This window comes from Pseudomonas sp. 18175 (assembly GCF_050432925.1).
Taxonomy (GTDB): Bacteria; Pseudomonadota; Gammaproteobacteria; order Pseudomonadales; family Pseudomonadaceae; genus Aquipseudomonas.
In genome coordinates this window covers 397794-414116 of record NZ_JBKFTO010000001.1, presented here as the reverse complement: position 1 = coordinate 414116, position 16323 = coordinate 397794, and the positions used below count along the sequence as shown (strand labels likewise).

Annotated in this window: 16 protein-coding genes; 9 read left to right on the top strand and 7 right to left on the bottom strand. The window is 61.2% G+C overall.

Going from position 1 to position 16323, the window contains the following annotated elements; all coding sequences use genetic code 11:
* Positions 1–56 precede the first annotated feature (56 nt).
* From ftsX to ftsY, 3 genes are read right to left on the bottom strand one after another with little or no spacing between them, the layout of a single operon-like run.
* Positions 57–1082: a permease-like cell division protein FtsX gene (gene ftsX / locus ACLD1Y_RS01865; protein WP_429474926.1), complete on the bottom strand. Its 1026-nt coding sequence runs from the start codon at positions 1080–1082 to the stop codon at positions 57–59.
* The gene (gene ftsE, locus ACLD1Y_RS01860) at positions 1079–1750 is read right to left on the bottom strand and encodes a cell division ATP-binding protein FtsE (RefSeq protein WP_017737950.1); all 672 of its coding nucleotides are present in this window, start codon (positions 1748–1750) and stop codon (positions 1079–1081) included. Before ftsE ends, ftsX begins: the two co-directional genes overlap by 4 nt.
* Complete coding sequence (gene ftsY / locus ACLD1Y_RS01855; RefSeq protein ID WP_429474924.1) at positions 1747–3075, bottom strand: signal recognition particle-docking protein FtsY; 1329 nt, start codon at positions 3073–3075, stop codon at positions 1747–1749. Before ftsY ends, ftsE begins: the two co-directional genes overlap by 4 nt.
* Before the next feature lie 232 nt (positions 3076–3307).
* On the opposite strand from ftsY, the gene ACLD1Y_RS01850 reads away from it, so the two are divergent.
* From ACLD1Y_RS01850 to ACLD1Y_RS01835, 4 genes are all read left to right on the top strand, one after another.
* Positions 3308–4663 (top strand): M16 family metallopeptidase, encoded by a 1356-nt coding sequence (locus tag ACLD1Y_RS01850; protein ID WP_429474922.1) that lies wholly within the window; start codon positions 3308–3310, stop codon positions 4661–4663.
* Positions 4656–6146 carry a M16 family metallopeptidase gene (locus ACLD1Y_RS01845; RefSeq protein ID WP_429474919.1) on the top strand — a complete coding sequence of 497 codons (1491 nt, stop codon included), beginning with the start codon at positions 4656–4658 and terminating at the stop codon, positions 6144–6146. The genes ACLD1Y_RS01850 and ACLD1Y_RS01845 overlap by 8 nt, the downstream gene beginning before the upstream one ends.
* Positions 6146–6763 carry a 16S rRNA (guanine(966)-N(2))-methyltransferase RsmD gene (gene rsmD / locus ACLD1Y_RS01840; protein ID WP_429474918.1) on the top strand — a complete coding sequence of 206 codons (618 nt, stop codon included), beginning with the start codon at positions 6146–6148 and terminating at the stop codon, positions 6761–6763. Before ACLD1Y_RS01845 ends, rsmD begins: the two co-directional genes overlap by 1 nt.
* Positions 6764–6911: 148 nt before the next feature.
* Positions 6912–7907 carry a hydrolase gene (locus ACLD1Y_RS01835; RefSeq protein ID WP_429474916.1) on the top strand — a complete coding sequence of 332 codons (996 nt, stop codon included), beginning with the start codon at positions 6912–6914 and terminating at the stop codon, positions 7905–7907.
* Positions 7908–8028: 121 nt separating this feature from the next.
* Here the strand turns inward: ACLD1Y_RS01835 and ACLD1Y_RS01830 are convergent, their stop codons facing one another.
* Both ACLD1Y_RS01830 and ACLD1Y_RS01825 read right to left on the bottom strand, forming a co-directional pair.
* Complete coding sequence (locus ACLD1Y_RS01830) at positions 8029–8883, bottom strand: sulfurtransferase (protein WP_429474914.1); 855 nt, start codon at positions 8881–8883, stop codon at positions 8029–8031.
* Between the two features lie 33 nt (positions 8884–8916).
* A complete protein-coding gene (locus tag ACLD1Y_RS01825) occupies positions 8917–9588 on the bottom strand; it encodes a TetR/AcrR family transcriptional regulator (RefSeq protein ID WP_429474911.1) in 672 nt (223 codons plus the stop codon).
* Positions 9589–9734: 146 nt separating this feature from the next.
* On the opposite strand from ACLD1Y_RS01825, the gene ACLD1Y_RS01820 reads away from it, so the two are divergent.
* From ACLD1Y_RS01820 to ACLD1Y_RS01800, 5 genes are all read left to right on the top strand, one after another.
* Positions 9735–11162 carry a coniferyl aldehyde dehydrogenase gene (locus tag ACLD1Y_RS01820; protein WP_429474909.1) on the top strand — a complete coding sequence of 476 codons (1428 nt, stop codon included), beginning with the start codon at positions 9735–9737 and terminating at the stop codon, positions 11160–11162.
* 28 nt (positions 11163–11190) lie between these two features.
* Complete coding sequence (locus tag ACLD1Y_RS01815) at positions 11191–11736, top strand: twin-arginine translocation pathway signal protein (protein WP_429474907.1); 546 nt, start codon at positions 11191–11193, stop codon at positions 11734–11736.
* Between the two features lie 43 nt (positions 11737–11779).
* Complete coding sequence (locus ACLD1Y_RS01810; protein WP_429474905.1) at positions 11780–13375, top strand: GMC family oxidoreductase N-terminal domain-containing protein; 1596 nt, start codon at positions 11780–11782, stop codon at positions 13373–13375.
* A gap of 113 nt (positions 13376–13488) precedes the next feature.
* Complete coding sequence (gene coaD, locus ACLD1Y_RS01805; protein WP_003176711.1) at positions 13489–13968, top strand: pantetheine-phosphate adenylyltransferase; 480 nt, start codon at positions 13489–13491, stop codon at positions 13966–13968.
* A gap of 234 nt (positions 13969–14202) precedes the next feature.
* Positions 14203–14454 (top strand): YfhL family 4Fe-4S dicluster ferredoxin, encoded by a 252-nt coding sequence (locus ACLD1Y_RS01800; RefSeq protein WP_017734768.1) that lies wholly within the window; start codon positions 14203–14205, stop codon positions 14452–14454.
* 52 nt (positions 14455–14506) lie between these two features.
* Here ACLD1Y_RS01800 and mutM read toward each other — a convergent pair whose 3' ends face one another.
* On the bottom strand, positions 14507–15319 hold the full coding sequence (gene mutM, locus ACLD1Y_RS01795; protein WP_429474903.1) for a bifunctional DNA-formamidopyrimidine glycosylase/DNA-(apurinic or apyrimidinic site) lyase: 813 nt from the start codon (positions 15317–15319) through the stop codon (positions 14507–14509).
* A 21-nt stretch (positions 15320–15340) separates the two neighbouring features.
* On the bottom strand, positions 15341–16153 hold the full coding sequence (locus ACLD1Y_RS01790) for an HDOD domain-containing protein (protein ID WP_429475367.1): 813 nt from the start codon (positions 16151–16153) through the stop codon (positions 15341–15343).
* Between the last annotated feature and the right edge of the window lie 170 nt (positions 16154–16323).

Sequence of the window (16323 nt, the reverse complement as noted above, 5' to 3'; positions counted from 1 at the left end):
TTCCCTAAACCACTGATACGGTCAATACAAACGAAACCACATTAATCTGACATTAACTACTTCGGTGCCAGCTCACGTAAATGACGAGCGACCGCAATCCAAGCACCGATATACCCCAACAACACAGCGCCAAGCAAGAGACTCAGACCATCGGCTACCGGCACGCCGGCCAGGGCGAAATCACTGCCGTACAATCCGGCAAGCCCGACAACCGCGTCGTTCAGCCAGTCCAGGCCAAACGCCAGCACGCCCCAGGACAAAATCCCGGCACCGAAGCCATAAAGCGCGCCCATGTACAGAAAAGGACGACGCACGTAGCTGTCCGTGCCGCCGACCAGTTTAATCACTTCTATCTCGGTGCGACGGTTTTCAATATGAAGACGAATGGTATTACCTATCACCAAAAGTAATGCAGACACCAACAGCACCGTCAAACCGAACACAAAGCGGTCGCCCAGCTTGAGGATCGCCGCCAGGCGCTCTACCCAGACTAGATCAAGTTGCGCCTGTTGCACCTTGGGCATCTCTGCGAGTTTTTGTCGCAGCGCCTCCAGAGCTGGCTTGTCCACTTCGTTTGGCGTCACCAGCACCACGCCGGGCAGCGGGTTCTGCGGGAGCTCCTTGAGCGCCTCGCCCAGGCCGGACTGTTGCTGGAACTCCTCAAGGGCCTGGTCGCGGCTGATGTACTCGGCATCGGCCACCCCCGGCAGGTTCTTGATGTCATCGCGCAGGGACTCACCGTCCTTGGCGCTGGCGTCGATGTTCAGGTACAGGGAGATCTGCGCCGCGCGCTGCCAGGAACCGCCCAGGCGCTCCACATTATTGAGCAGCAGCGACAACCCCATCGGCAGACTCAAGGCCACGGCCATTACCAGGCAGGTGAAAAAGCTGCCAATCGGCTGCTTGCCCAGGCGACGCAGGCTGTCCAGCAGGCTGGCACGGTGGCTCTCGATCCAGGCGCGCAGCAGCGTGCTGAAGTCCGGGCCATCGTCATCGTCGTGTTTTTTCTTTTTCTGCGGTTGCGGGTCGGCGGCTTTCGGCGCCACGCGTTCGGAGACTTTAGGGCTGCGTGTTGCACTCATACGCCGGCCTCCCCGTCGCCGATCAGGCGGCCGCGTTGCAGGGTCAGCATGCGGTGGCGCATGCGCGCGATCAGCGCCAGGTCGTGACTGGCGATCAATACGCTGGTGCCCAGGCGGTTGATGTCTTCGAACACCCCCATGATCTCGGCCGCCAAACGCGGGTCGAGGTTACCGGTGGGTTCGTCCGCCAGCAGCAAGGCCGGGCGGTGCACGATGGCGCGGGCAATACCGACGCGCTGTTGCTGGCCGGTGGAGAGGTCGCCGGGGTACAAATCGGTTTTATCCGACAGCGCCACGCGCTCCAGGGCCGAGTCCACGCGCTTGACGATCTCGGCCTTGGACAACCCCAGAATCTGCAACGGCAGGGCAATGTTGTTGAACACAGTACGATCGAACAGCAACTGGTGGTTCTGGAACACCACGCCGATCTGGCGGCGCAGGTAGGGAATCTGCGCATTGCTGATGGTGGCCAGGTCCTGGCCCGCCAGCAGCAGCTTGCCGGTAGTCGGGCGTTCCATGGCCAGCAGCAGGCGCAACAAGGTGCTTTTACCGGCGCCGGAGTGGCCGGTTACAAACAAAAATTCGCCGCGACGCACTCGAAAGCTCAGCTCATGCAATCCCACATGCCCGTTGGCATAGCGTTTACCGACCTGTTCGAATCGAATCATGAACGCTCCCGCTCGGCGAAAAGTGCTTCTACAAAGGGTTCGGCTTCAAAGGTGCGCAGGTCGTCGATGCCTTCACCCACGCCGATATAACGAATCGGCAACCCGAACTGTTTGGCCAGGGCGAAGATCACGCCGCCCTTGGCCGTGCCGTCGAGCTTAGTCAATGCCAGGCCGGTGAGTTGTACCGTCTGGTTGAATTGCTTGGCTTGGCTGATTGCGTTCTGGCCAGTACCGGCGTCTAGCACCAGCAGCACTTCGTGGGGAGCGTCTGCGTCGAGCTTGCCGATCACGCGGCGCACTTTTTTCAGTTCTTCCATCAGATTGTCTTTGGTGTGCAGGCGACCAGCGGTATCGGCGATCAGCACATCGATGTTACGGGCCTTGGCGGCTTGCACGGCGTCGAAGATCACCGAAGCGGAATCGGCGCCGGTGTGCTGGGCGATGACCGGGATCTTGTTGCGCTCGCCCCACACTTGCAGCTGCTCAACGGCGGCGGCACGGAACGTATCGCCAGCCGCCAGCATGACTTTCTTGCCTTCGGACTGCAGTTTCTTGGCCAGCTTGCCGATGGTGGTGGTCTTGCCAGCGCCGTTGACGCCGACCACTAGGATCACGAACGGCTTGTTCGCAGTGATCACCAGCGGTGCTTCCACCGGCTTGAGCATGGCGGCCAACTCGGCCTGCAGGGATTTGTACAGCGCATCGGCGTCGGTCAGCTGTTTGCGCGCAACCTTCTGGGTCAGGCTCTGGATGATCACGGCGGTAGCTTCGACGCCCACGTCAGCGGTGAGCAGGCGGGTTTCGATGTCTTCCAGCAGTTCGTCATCGATGACTTTCTTGCCGAGGAACAGGCTGGCCATGCCTTCGCCGATGCTGGCGCTGGTCTTGCTCAGACCCTGTTTGAGGCGGGCGAAGAAGCCGGTTTTGCTGGTTTCGACGGCAACCGCGACGGGCTCAGGCTCGACAACCACAGGTGCAACGGCTTCGACCACCACCGGAATAGGCGGTGTGACGTGCTCAGACTGAACGTCTTCAACCAATGCCACGGGCTCTTCGGCCACCGGCAGCTCAGGCCACGGTTTGTGCTCTGGCTCTGGCACAGCCTCGACCACCGGTTGCAACACCGGCTCAGCCATTGGCAGCACCACCGGCGCCGGGGCTTCAACTACCGGCTCGGCTTCGACTACGGGCTGTGGGATCGGCTCGGGCTGAACCTGTGGTTGTTCGTCGGCGGTTTCCTGCGGCTTTTTGCGCAGCCATCCGAACAGGCCTTTTTTCTCGCCAGCCGGGGCTGGGGTCTTCTTGTCGTCGTTGGAACCAAACATGGAGACGGCTATCTCAAGGTAGCGACGCGCCAGTAGGCGCGTCGGTAAATAAAATTCGATGCGTAACAGACTGTTTTTTAGCCAGCTCGTTCATGCGCAACATCTTGTAAGGCCTAAATCGGGCCTTAACAGGGCAGCCGCAGTGGCCGTCCCTAAGTCGGATCAGTATCCTAGCACCTCCTCGCCCGCCGACGCTAAGACCAAGCGGGCAGCCCAACAGGTTTAAAAACGAATGAATGCTCTAGCCCGCCGTGCCGCAGGCCTGCTGTTCAGTACAGTTTGTCTGCCTCTTTCAGCCTTGGCTGCCGACCCACAACCCACCCATGAGTTCACCCTGGATAACGGCCTTAAGGTGGTCGTGCGCGAAGACCATCGCGCGCCGGTGGTGGTTTCCCAGGTCTGGTACAAGGTCGGTTCGAGCTACGAAACCCCAGGCCAGACCGGTTTGTCCCACGCCCTGGAACACATGATGTTCAAGGGCAGCGCCAAGGTCGGCCCAGGCGAAGCCTCGCTGATCCTGCGTGACCTGGGCGCCGAAGAAAACGCCTTCACCAGCGACGATTACACCGCCTACTACCAAGTGCTGGCCCGTGATCGCCTGGGCGTAGCCTTCGAGCTGGAAGCTGACCGCATGGCCAGCCTGCGCCTGCCGGCCGACGAGTTCAGCCGTGAAATCGAGGTTATTAAAGAAGAACGCCGCCTGCGTACCGACGACAACCCGATGTCCAAGGCCTACGAGCGCTTCAAGGCCATGGCCTTCCCCGCCAGCGGCTACCACACGCCAACCATCGGCTGGATGGCTGACCTGGATCGCATGAAGGTCGAAGAACTGCGCCACTGGTACCAATCCTGGTACGTGCCGAACAACGCCACCCTGGTGGTAGTGGGCGATGTGACCCCGGACGAGGTGAAAACCCTGGCCCAGCGCTACTTTGGCCCGATCGCCAAGCGTGACGTGCCACCGGCCAAGATCCCGATGGAACTGGCCGAACCCGGCGAACGCCTGCTGACCATGCGCGTGCAGACCCAACTGCCGAGTGTGATCCTGGGCTTTAACGTGCCTGGCCTGGCCACCGCTGAAGATAAGCGCTCAGTCCAGGCACTGCGGTTGATTTCGGCCCTGCTGGACGGCGGCTACAGCGCCCGTATCTCCGAGCAACTGGAGCGGGGTGAGGAGCTGGTCTCCGCCGCCTCCACCAACTACGACGCCTACACCCGTGGTGACACCTTGTTCACCCTCTCGGCCACGCCGAACCAGCAGAAGAAAAAGACCATTGCCCAAGCCGAAGCCGGCCTGTGGCGCCTGCTGGATGAACTCAAAGCCAAGCCACCGACCACCGCAGAGCTGGAACGCATCCGCGCCCAAGTCATTGCCGGCCTGGTCTACCAGCGTGACTCCATCACCAGCCAGGCCACGGCCATCGGCTCGCTGGAAACCGTCGGCCTGTCCTGGAAACTGATGGACACCGAGCTTGCCGACCTGCAAAGCGTGACCCCGGAAGATATCCAAAAGGCCGCGCGCACCTATTTCACCCGCGAACGTCTCAGCGTCGCCCATGTTCTGCCCCAGGAGACCGCTCATGAGTGATCGCAAAAGCAGCCGCCTGATTTTCCCAGGCCTGGTGGTCGTCACCTTGATCGCCACCAGCGCTGTGTATTTCCTGCGCCCGAGCGAATCCGTCGCCAGCCCGGCGCTGGAAAAAGCCCAATCGGCCAGCAAACTGCAATCCTTGGCCGAACTGGACGGCAAGGCGCCAACCAACCGCAAGCTCGACGTGCAAACCTGGACCACCGCCGAAGGCGCCAAGGTACTGTTCGTCGAAGCCCATGAGCTGCCGATGTTCGACATGCGCATCCTGTTCGCCGCCGGTAGCAGCCAGGACGGCGACGTACCGGGCCTGGCGTTGATGACCAACGCCATGCTCAACGAAGGCGTGCCGGGCAAGGATGTGAGCCAGATCGCCCGCGACTTCGAAGGCCTGGGCGCAGACTTTGGCAATGGCGCTTACCGCGACATGGCGCTGGTGTCCCTGCGTAGCCTGAGCGACAGCGACAAGCGCGACGCCGCCCTCAAGCTGTTTGACGAGGTAATCGGTAAACCCACCTTCCCCGCCGACTCCCTGGCACGGATCAAGAACCAGATCCTCGCCGGTTTCGAATACCAGAAGCAAAACCCGGCCAAGCTGGCCAGCCTTGAGCTGTTCAAGCGTCTGTACGGCGATCACCCTTACGCGCACCCAAGCGAAGGCACGCCGCAAAGCGTTCCCAAGATCAGCCTGGCGCAGCTGCAAGGGTTCCACGCCAAGGCGTATGCCGCCGGTAACGCGACAATTGCCGTGGTGGGCGATTTGACCCGCGCCGAAGCCGAAGCCATGACCGCCAAGGTGTCTGCCTCGCTGCCTAAAGGCCCGGCCCTGGCGAAGATAGCCCAGCCGACCGAGCCCAAGGCAGGCCTGAGCCATATCGAGTTCCCGTCCAAACAAACGCATTTGCTGTTCGCCCAACTGGGCATTGACCGCGCCGACCCGGACTACGCAGCCTTGTCCCTGGGTAACCAGATCCTCGGCGGTGGCGGCTTCGGCACGCGCTTGATGAGCGAGGTGCGGGAAAAACGCGGCCTGACCTACGGTGTGTACTCCGGTTTCTCACCGATGCAGGTGCGCGGCCCGTTCATGATCAACCTGCAGACCCGCGCCGAAATGAGCGGCGGCACCCTGCGCCTGGTGGAAGAAGTAGTAGCCGACTACCTTAAGACCGGCCCGACCCAAAAGGAACTGGATGACGCCAAGCGCGAGCTGGCCGGCAGCTTCCCGCTGTCCACCGCGAGCAACGCCGCTATCGTCGGGCAGCTGGGGGCGATGGGTTTCTACAACCTGCCGCTAAGCTATCTGGAAGATTTCATGAAACAATCCCAGGCCCTGACCGTAGAGCAGGTCAAGGCTGCAATGAACAAACACTTGAGCGCCGACAAGATGGTCATCGTGACCGCCGGCCCGACGACTGCGCAAAAGCCACTACCGCCCCCCACTGATAAACCCGCCGAGCAGCCGCTCGGGGTTCCGGAGCATTAATGGCCAGTTCATCTCGCCCGAAAAAACCCGTCCACAACGTGCATAACGGTGTGGGCCAGCTGCGCATCATTGGCGGCGAATGGGGCAGCCGCAAGCTGAGCTTCCCCGATGTCGTGGGCCTGCGCCCGACGCCAGACCGCGTGCGTGAAACCCTGTTCAACTGGCTCGCGCCTTACATCGGCGGCGCCAAGGTGCTGGACCCGTTCGCGGGCAGCGGTGCGTTGTTCCTGGAGGCGCTGTCCCGTGGCGCGGCCCAAGCCCAGGCGCTGGATGCGAGCAACGTGGCCGTTTCCAGCCTCAAGGAACACCTGGGTACCCTGCGCTGCACCAACGGCCAGGTGCAAACCGCCGATGCCCTGCGCTATCTGGAAACCCAGCCGGCCAGCGAGTACGACGTGGTGTTCCTCGACCCGCCGTTCAACCAGAACTTGCTGCCCACCGTGTGCGCACTGCTGGAAGAGCGCCAATGGCTGGCGCCGGATTCGTGGATCTACACTGAAAGCGAGACCGCGCCATCCACCCTGGGCCTACCGGGCTCGTGGCGCCTGCACCGGGAGCAGAAGTCCGGGCGGGTGTATTACGCGTTGTGGCAGCGCTCGGTCGAAAGCGCCGCCTAACCTGTGGCGAGGGAGCTTGTTCCCGCTGGGCTGCGTAGCGGCCCCAAAACCGTCAACAGTGTTCTAATTGAAAACATGCGGTGTTCTTGATGGGGCTGCTGCGCAGCCCAGCGGGAGCAAGCTCCCTCGCCACAACACCGAGAATTCCATGAAACCTTCCAACCACCTGTTCACCCCCGCCTTCGGCCTCGGCAACCCCCACCTTCAAACGCTGTGGGGGCCGCTGTGGCGTCCCACTACCCATATCGAACGCCAGCGCGAACGCCTGTGGCTGGACGACGGTGACTTCCTCGACCTCGACTGGCACGGCCCCCACGACGCGCAAGCGCCGTTAGTGCTGGTGCTGCACGGGCTGACGGGCTCATCCAACTCGCCCTATGTGGCCGGCCTACAAAAAGCCCTCGCCGCTCAAGGCTGGGCCAGCGCGGCGCTGAACTGGCGCGGTTGCTCCGGCGAACCCAACCTATTGGCGCGCAGTTATCACTCTGGTGCCAGTGAAGACCTGGCGGCAGCGATTGCCCATCTACGGGCCAAGCGACCGTTGGCGCCGCTGTATGCGGTGGGTTACTCGCTGGGGGGCAATGTATTGCTCAAGCATTTGGGTGAAACCGGCGAGAACTCAGGGTTACAGGGCGCAGCAGCGGTGTCGGTACCGTTTCGCCTGGATCAATGCGCGGACCGCATCGGGCTGGGCTTTTCGCGGGTGTATCAGAAGCACTTCATGCGTGAAATGTTGGCGTATATCCGCGTCAAACAGAGTCGCTTTCTGCAGGATGGCCGAGCTGACGGGCTTAAGACCCTGGAGGCCCTGGGCTCGCTGGAAAAGATGCGCACGTTTTGGGATTTCGATGGGCGGGTGACGGCGCCGTTGCATGGTTTCTTGAGTGCCGAGGATTATTATCGGCGCGCGTCGAGTCGGTATTACCTGGGTGAGATTCGCACGCCGACGCTGATTATTCAGGCGGCGGATGATCCGTTTGTGTTTGCCCATAGCTTGCCTGAGGCTAGCGAACTGTCGGCGTGCACGGAGTTTGAGCTGACCGAAAAAGGTGGACATGTGGGGTTTGTGGACGGCTCACTCAAGCATCCTAGCTACTACCTCGAACGCCGCATCCCCGAATGGCTGCTGACACAACACGGTTAAAAAATGTGGGAGCGGGCTTGCTCGCGAATGCAGGGTGTCAGTCGATAGATGTGTGACTGATACACCGCATTCGCGAGCAAGCCCGCTCCCACATTTGGATTGGGTTCACACGCCCAGCAACTCAGTCGCCAGTGGCAATCGTCCGCTGTGGATCCGTAATCCACTCACTCCAAGACCCCGCATACAACTTACCCAACGGATACCCCGCCAGACTCAGAGCGAACAAGTTGTGACACGCCGTCACCCCTGACCCGCAGTACGCCACCAGTTCATCCGGCGAACGGCCTTGCAGTTGCGCGGCGAAGCGCTGCTTGAGTTGCTCCGCCGGCAAGAAGCGTCCATCACTGCCAAGGTTCTCGTTAAACGCCGCACACTGCGCCCCCGGAATATGCCCGGCAACCGGGTCGATCGGCTCCACTTCACCGCGAAAACGTGCCTGGGCGCGGGCATCGATCAGGGTCAGGCCCGGCTGGCCCAGGCGTTTTTGCAGGTGTTCGGCGTCCAGCAGCAAGTGATTGTCCGGCGCTCCCGCGAAGCTGCCAGGCTCGATCACCGGCGCATCCAGGCTCAACGGGAAACCAGCGGTGTGCCAGGCCTTGAGGCCGCCATCGAGGATAAACACGCCATCGCGCTTGCCCAACCAGGTCAGCAACCACCATGCCCGGGCGGCAAATGCACCCGGGCCGTCGTCATACAGCACCACGTCGGTGTCGGCATTGATGCCCCAGGCGCGCAGTTGGCGAACCAACGTGTCTGCCACAGGCAATGGATGGCGGCCGGTGACACCTTTGGTCACCGGCCCGCTGAGGTGGCGCTCAAGGTCGGCATATTGCGCACCTTCGATATGCCCTTCGGCATAGCTGCAACGCCCGTAGTCCGGGTCTTCCAGGGCAAAACGGCAATCCAGGATCACCAGCCCGGGCGACTGTTGGCGCTCGGCCAATTGCTGGGGGCTGATCAGTTGGGCAAGCGGCATGACGGACTCCTGCGGGCAGATTCGGGAAAGGTCCTACTTCACTTCTTCCAGTGCCTGGTCCAGCGGCACGTAAAACTCTTTGAATAGCGCATCCACTGCCTCTTTGGCCTCGGGCGTGACAAACCCCGCTTCCAACACCAACACCTGATACACCCCGCGCTTGATCGCCTCGGCGCTCAGATGGGCGGAGTTTTCATTGGTGGTGCACAAAAACCGCACCCAGGACGTGAGGATGATCCACGCGTTGAGGGTCAGGGCTTCGGTCTGGATGGGGTCCATATTGAGGATGCCGGCATCGACAAACCCTCGGTAAATGGCATTGCCCTGGATCAGGCAGCGCTGGGAAAAACGCCGGTAACCGGTGGCCAGTTCCGGGTCGCTCTCCAGCAGGTGTTCGAGGTCGCGATGCAGGAAACGGTAGCGCCACATCCCGGCCAGCAAGGCTTGCAGATAGAAACGCTTGTCCTGGACGGTGGCGGCGCGGCCCTCGGGCGGTCGCAAGAAACTGTCCACCAGCACTTCGTATTCACGAAACAGCACGGCGATGATCGCCTGCTTGTTGGGGAAGTGGTAGTACAGATTGCCCGGCGAAATTTCCATGTGGGCGGCAATATGGTTGGTGCTCACACTGCGCTCGCCCTGCTGGTTAAAAAGCTCCAGGCTGGTTTGCACAATGCGCTCGCTGGTCTTTACTCGTGGTGCCATAGGGAATCAGCTTCTGTACACGTGATGGGGCATCTTACGGCCTATCCTAGCCCGGATAAATCTGCATGTTGCTGCAATGTTATTTGACAATTTAGAGCAATGACTCTAAAAATCGACGCAGACCTATAACAATCGGGAACTGCGCCATGTCTGCCAACGTTGCCTACCTGCAAGATTCCCAGGCCCTGGAACAACTCCAGCACCTGTTCGACGCCCAACAGCGCGCCTATGCGGCTAACCCGATGCCGCCAGCGGCCCAACGCCAGCAATGGCTCAAGGCCCTGCGCGACATGCTCAGCGACGAACGCCAGGCGTTGATCAACGCCATCAGCCAGGATTTCAGCCACCGCAGCGCAGACGAAACCCTGTTCGCCGAACTGATGCCCAGCCTGCATGGCATTCACTACGCCAGCAAACACCTCAAGGGCTGGATGAAACCTTCCCGCCGCGCGGTAGGCATCGCCTTTCAACCGGCGTCCGCCAAAGTCATCTACCAGCCCTTGGGCGTGGTGGGGGTGATCGTGCCGTGGAACTACCCGTTGTATCTGGCCATCGGCCCGTTGGTCGGTGCCTTGGCGGCGGGTAACCGGGTGATGCTCAAGCTCAGCGAGTCCACCCCGGCTACGGGTGAACTGCTTAAAAAACTATTGGGGAAAATCTTCCCCGAAGACTTGGTATGCGTGGTGCTGGGCGAGGCCGAAGTGGGCATGGCGTTTTCCAAGCTGCGCTTCGACCACCTGCTGTTCACCGGCGCTACCAGTATTGGCAAGCATGTGATGCGCGCCGCAGCCGAGCACCTGACGCCGGTCACGCTGGAGCTGGGCGGCAAGTCGCCGGCCATCGTATCTGCCGATGTGCCGCTCAAGGACGCTGCCGAACGCATCGCCTTCGGTAAAGCATTGAACGCTGGGCAGACCTGTGTGGCTCCGGATTACGTGTTGGTGCCCGAAGATCGCGTGGACGGTTTCGTTAAGGCCTACACCGAAGCGGTTCGTGGTTTTTATCCGACCCTCAACGATAACCCGGACTACACCGCCATCATCAACGAACGGCAACTGGCCCGGCTCAACGCCTACGTAAAGGACGCCACCGACAAAGGCGCTACCCTGGTCCCGCTGTACGACCAGGGCCAGGCCCGGCGCATGGCTCATAGCCTGCTGCTGAATGTCAGCGATGACATGACCGTGATGCAGGATGAAATCTTCGGCCCGGTGCTACCCATCGTGCCCTATCGCGGCATTGACCAGGCGTTTGCCTACATCAACCAACGCCCTCGCCCGCTGGCCCTTTACTACTTCGGCTACAACAAGGGCGAACAGAACCGCGTGCTGCACGAAACCCACTCGGGCGGCGTGTGCCTCAACGACACGCTGCTGCATGTGGCCCAAGACGACATGCCGTTTGGCGGCATCGGCCCTTCGGGCATGGGCCACTACCACGGGCATGAAGGCTTCCTCACGTTCAGCAAAGCCAAGGGAGTGCTGGTGAAACAGCGCTTGAACGCGGCGAAGTTGATCTACCCGCCCTATGGAAAGTCGATCCAGAAACTGATCCAAAAGCTGTTTATTCGTTGATATCACCAATCTCGGGACAATAAAAACAATGAACCCCAGCCTGACTGATACACCCGCGCTGTCACGGCGCGGCGTCTTGAAAATCGGCCTGTGCGCCAGCGCCTTCCTGGCCACCGCCGGGCTTGGCGCCAGCCTCAGCGGCTGCTCCAACAGCACGCCCGCCAGTGGCTTCGTGATGCTGCGCAGCAGCGACCTGCCATTTTTGCGGGCGGTGATCCCGGTGCTACTGGAAGGCGCGGCCAGCGCCCAGGAAGTGGCCGGCCGGATTGAAGACACGCTCAAACAGCTGGATTTCAGCCTGCAACGCCTGTCGCCGGAGATGTTCAAGCTCACCCAGCAACTGTTCGACGTATTGGGCATGGGCATCACCCGTGGGCCGTTGACCGGTATCTGGGGCAGTTGGGAGAACGCCAGCGCCGAGCAAATCCGCAACTTCCTGCACCGCTGGGAAAACAGCTACCTGAACCTCTTGCGCATGGGCCAGGGCTCGCTGCTCAAGTTGGTGATCATGGCGTGGTATTTCCAGCCGGCGGCTTGGGTGCATTGCGGCTATCCAGGCCCACCCAAGATCTAGCCCTTCCCACCTTGCATACCTATAACAACAAGAGTGCACACCTATGCCCGTACCCGATCTATTCCGTGAAGGCCTCGCACGCGGCTGGAAAACCCACAATGGCGCCGCCCTCGACAGCGACCTGACCCTGGAAGCTGACGTGGCCATTATCGGCAGCGGCGCCGGCGGAGGCACCACCGCCGAAATCCTCAGTGCTGCCGGTTACAAGGTGCTGTTGATCGAAGAAGGCCCTCTCAAGACCAGCAGCGATTTCAAGCTATTGGAGGACGAGGCCTACACCAGCCTGTACCAAGAGGGCATCGGCCGCATGAGCAAGGACGGCGCAATCACCATCCTGCAAGGCCGAGCCGTGGGCGGTACGACACTGATCAACTGGACATCGAGTTTTCGCACGCCCGACGCCACCCTTGCCCACTGGGCCAGCGAATATTCGGTCAAGGGCCACAGCAGCGCCGAGATGGCGCCCTGGTTCGAAAAAATGGAACAGCGCCTGGGCATCGCGCCTTGGGCCATGCCGCCGAACCCCAACAATGATGTGATCCGCAAGGGCTGCGAACAGCTCGGTTACAGCTGGCACGTGATACCGCGCAACGTGCGCGGCTGCTTCAACCTGGGCTATTGCGGGATGGGTTGCCCGGTCAACGCCAAGCAGTCGATGCTGGTGACGACCATCCCGTCCACCCTGGAAAAAGGCGGCGAACTGCTATATTTGGCCCGCGCCGAACGCCTCATTTACAAAGGCGACAGCATCAGCAGCCTGGAATGCGTGGCCATGGACGCGCTGTGCGTGGCCCCCACCGGCCGCAAGATCACGGTCAAGGCCAAGCACTACGTACTCTCCGGCGGCGGCATCAACAGCCCGGCGCTGCTGATGCGCTCGGACGCGCCCGACCCGCATTCACGGGTGGGCAAGCGCACCTTCCTGCATTTGGTGAATTTTTCGGCGGGCCTGTTCGACGAGGTGATCAACCCGTTCTACGGCGCGCCGCAGTCGATCTATTCCGATCATTTCCAGTGGCAGGACGGCACCACCGGCAAAATGTCGTACAAGCTGGAGGCTCCCCCCTTACATCCCGCATTGGCCAGCACCTTGCTCGGTGGCTATGGCGAACAGAACGCCCTGGACATGAGCCAACTGCCCAACACCCACGCAATGCTGGCTCTGTTGCGGGACGGTTTCCACCCCGACAGCCCTGGCGGCACGGTCGGTTTGCGCGGCGACGGCACACCGGTGCTCGACTACCAGATGTCGGACTACGCCTGGGACGGCCTGCGCCGCGCATTCCACAGCATGGCCGAGATCCAGTTCGCGGCGGGCGCCAAGTCGGTCAAGCCGCTGCACCACGATGCGCGCTACGTAAAAACCCTGGGGGAGGCGCGCACGATGATTGAAGGCCTGAACCTGGAGCTGCATCGCACCTGCCTGGGTAGCGCCCATGTGATGGGCGGTTGCGCCATGGGTGAAGACCCGAAAAACGCAGTGGCCGACAGCCTCGGCCGCCATCACCAGCTGCGCAACCTGTCGATCCACGATGGCTCGCTATTCCCCACCAGCATTGGGGCCAATCCACAATTATCGGTGTATGGATTGACCGCCCAACTGGCGACAGCTTTGGCCGAACGTCTGAGAACAGCGTGAAAAACACGGTATTCGCGATGTCTATACTGCTTTCTTCTGCGTAAGTTGACTTGGCCGACCGGGATGGCTGCGATACCATCCGGTTCCCCAACGGACTCCGCCAGGACGACGCGATGAACCGAGTGTTGTACCCAGGTACCTTCGACCCGATTACCAAAGGCCATGGCGATCTGGTCGAACGCGCCTCTCGCTTGTTCGACCATGTGATCATCGCGGTCGCGGCCAGCCCCAAGAAAAACCCGCTGTTTCCCCTGGAACAGCGCGTGGAGCTGGCGCGTGAGGTCACTAAGCACCTGCCCAACGTGGAAGTGGTGGGCTTTTCCACATTGCTTGCGCACTTTGCCAAGGAGCAGAACGCGAATGTGTTCCTGCGTGGCCTGCGTGCGGTGTCAGACTTCGAATACGAATTCCAGCTGGCCAACATGAACCGCCAACTGGCGCCGGACGTGGAGAGCCTGTTTCTCACCCCGTCAGAGCGTTATTCGTTCATTTCCTCGACGTTAGTCCGTGAAATCGCCGCTTTGGGCGGGGATATTACCAAGTTCGTGCACCCAGCCGTGGCCGATGCCCTGACGCTGCGCTTCAAGAAGTAAGCCTCATTGTAGTGAGGGCGCTTGCTGTGGCGAGGGAGCTTGCTCCCGCTGGGCTGCGAAGCGGCCCCAAAATCTTGGGAGCGCTTTGCACTCCAGCGGGAGCAAGCTCCCTCGCCACAGAGACTGCGATCGTCGCCTGGGTTTGCCACAAGCTCGCACTGCGGGCGCCAATACGGCACAATTGCGCGCATTAGTTTTCAGATGCCCTGGCTGACAGCCCTGGCAGGAGTTTCCATGTCCCTGATCATCACCGACGATTGCATCAATTGCGACGTCTGCGAACCCGAGTGCCCGAACGCTGCTATTTCCCAAGGTGAAGAGATCTACGTGATCGACCCTAACCTGTGCACGCAGTGTGTCGGCCACTATGACGAACCCCAGTGCCAGCAGGTATGCCCGGTGGATTGCATTCCGTTGGATGAAGCGCATCCGGAGACGGAAGAGCAGTTGATGGATAAGTACCGCAAGATTACTGGTAAGGCTTAAGGGCCTCATCGGGGGCAAGCCCCCGATAGCAATCTCAGCCTTCACCCAGCAATCAGCTCTGGCACCTTGGGCAAAACACACTCGCCCGCTGCCCCAGCACCACATTGCGCAGCTCAGTCCCGCACACCTTGCAGCCCTCGCCGCCTCGGCCGTAGACGAACAGCTCCTGCTGGAAATACCCCGGCTGCCCATCGCCACCGATAAAGTCCCGCAACGTAGTGCCGCCCCGCTCAATCGCAGCAGCCAGCACGCGCTTGATCTCAATCGCCAGCTTCAAATAACGCGCCCTGGAAATCCCGCCCGCCGCACGACGCGGATCAATCCCCGCCGCAAACAGCGCTTCGGTCGCGTAGATATTGCCCACTCCCACCACCACCGCGTTGTCCATGATGAACGGCTTCACCGCCATCGACTTACCGCGCGACAGCTTGAATAACCGCTCGCCATCGAACAGGTCGGTCAACGGTTCCGGACCCAGGCGCAGCAGCAGTTCGTGGTTATGCGGGTCTTGGCTCCAGAGCATCGCGCCGAAACGCCGTGGATCGGTGTAACGCAGGGCCAAACCTGACTCCAGCTCGATATCCACATGCTCATGCTTGAGCGCTGGCAACCCGGCCTCCACCAGCCGCAGGTTGCCCGACATGCCCAAATGGCTGATCAACGTACCCACTTCGGCATTGATCAACAGGTACTTGGCCCGCCGCTCCACCAGCACGATGCGCTGCCCGGACAGGCGCACATCCAGATCTTCCGGGATCGGCCAGCGCAGGCGCCGCTCACGCACCACCACGCGGCTGACGCGTTGGCCTTCCAGGTGCGGCGCAATCCCTCGACGGGTGGTTTCGACTTCGGGTAACTCAGGCATGCGTACCTCTTGGAAGAAGGGTCAGTGGGTGCCCAGTTCGCGGATCGACAGCTTCATGCTTTCAAAGTCGTAGTCCGACAGGCCCACGTAGTCCAGCACCAGCGGGCCGATGGCGTTCCATTCATGGTCCACGGCCTGGTTCCCCAGCACACGGTAGGACGAACAGATGTGCTCGGCCATTTTCAGGATCGCCAGCAGGTTTTTAAGCTGCGGGTTACGTGACGACTCATCGCTGAACACCGCCAAGGCGTTGTGGTGGTTGGCAATCGCGTCGGTCACATGCTCCGGCAGGCGCCAGGACTTGGCCGTGTAGTAACCCACCACGGCGTGGTTGGTGTTGAACGCGTTGTTCTCGGTATCGACCACGCGGCAGTCGGTACCGGCATTGGCGTAAGCCTCTTCCAGCACCGCCATGTAGTTGGGGAAGCGCTTGAGCATCAGCGGCACGCCGCAATCGTGGAACAGGCCCAGGGCGTAGGCCTCGTCCACTGCTTGGGAGCCGGTGCGCTTGGCCAGGGTGAGGCAGGTCATGGCCACATCCTGGGCGGTGTCCCAGAAGCGGTTGAGGGTGACGATGGTGTCGTCGCTCATCTCGCCTTTGATCGACAGCGCGTTGATCAGGTTGATGATCGAACGGCTGCCCAACAGGTTAACCGCGCGCTGGATCGACGCGATCTTGTTGCTCAGACCGAAGTACGACGAGTTGACGATCTTCAGCAACGCGCCGGACAGGCCCGGGTCCTGGGCGATCAGCCGGGCAATCACTTCCAGGTCCGGGTCGGGCATGTATTGCTCCATCTGCAGATCCACCATGATCTGCGGTTGGGGCGGCACACTGATGCCTTGCAGGGCCTGTTGGATCTGTTCGGCGGATAGCTCTTGGGACATAAGTACTTACTCTGGACTAGGGGGCGATTCTACCCCCTATGGGAACCTGACCGACACCTCAAAAACCCGAACTGAAATGGGATCAAAGGTGGGAGCGGGCTTGCTCGCGAAAGCGG

Excerpts from the sequence above, each read along its gene's own strand:
- ftsX (WP_429474926.1), bottom strand. The coding sequence starts at position 1,082 with ATGAGTGCAACACGCAGCCCTAAAGTCTCCGAACGCGTGGCGCCGAAA.
- ftsE (WP_017737950.1), bottom strand. The coding sequence starts at position 1,750 with ATGATTCGATTCGAACAGGTCGGTAAACGCTATGCCAACGGGCATGTG.
- ftsY (WP_429474924.1), bottom strand. The coding sequence starts at position 3,075 with ATGTTTGGTTCCAACGACGACAAGAAGACCCCAGCCCCGGCTGGCGAG.
- ACLD1Y_RS01850 (WP_429474922.1), top strand. The coding sequence starts at position 3,308 with ATGAATGCTCTAGCCCGCCGTGCCGCAGGCCTGCTGTTCAGTACAGTT.
- ACLD1Y_RS01845 (WP_429474919.1), top strand. The coding sequence starts at position 4,656 with ATGAGTGATCGCAAAAGCAGCCGCCTGATTTTCCCAGGCCTGGTGGTC.
- rsmD (WP_429474918.1), top strand. The coding sequence starts at position 6,146 with ATGGCCAGTTCATCTCGCCCGAAAAAACCCGTCCACAACGTGCATAAC.
- ACLD1Y_RS01835 (WP_429474916.1), top strand. The coding sequence starts at position 6,912 with ATGAAACCTTCCAACCACCTGTTCACCCCCGCCTTCGGCCTCGGCAAC.
- ACLD1Y_RS01830 (WP_429474914.1), bottom strand. The coding sequence starts at position 8,883 with ATGCCGCTTGCCCAACTGATCAGCCCCCAGCAATTGGCCGAGCGCCAA.
- ACLD1Y_RS01825 (WP_429474911.1), bottom strand. The coding sequence starts at position 9,588 with ATGGCACCACGAGTAAAGACCAGCGAGCGCATTGTGCAAACCAGCCTG.
- ACLD1Y_RS01820 (WP_429474909.1), top strand. The coding sequence starts at position 9,735 with ATGTCTGCCAACGTTGCCTACCTGCAAGATTCCCAGGCCCTGGAACAA.
- ACLD1Y_RS01815 (WP_429474907.1), top strand. The coding sequence starts at position 11,191 with ATGAACCCCAGCCTGACTGATACACCCGCGCTGTCACGGCGCGGCGTC.
- ACLD1Y_RS01810 (WP_429474905.1), top strand. The coding sequence starts at position 11,780 with ATGCCCGTACCCGATCTATTCCGTGAAGGCCTCGCACGCGGCTGGAAA.
- coaD (WP_003176711.1), top strand. The coding sequence starts at position 13,489 with ATGAACCGAGTGTTGTACCCAGGTACCTTCGACCCGATTACCAAAGGC.
- ACLD1Y_RS01800 (WP_017734768.1), top strand. The coding sequence starts at position 14,203 with ATGTCCCTGATCATCACCGACGATTGCATCAATTGCGACGTCTGCGAA.
- mutM (WP_429474903.1), bottom strand. The coding sequence starts at position 15,319 with ATGCCTGAGTTACCCGAAGTCGAAACCACCCGTCGAGGGATTGCGCCG.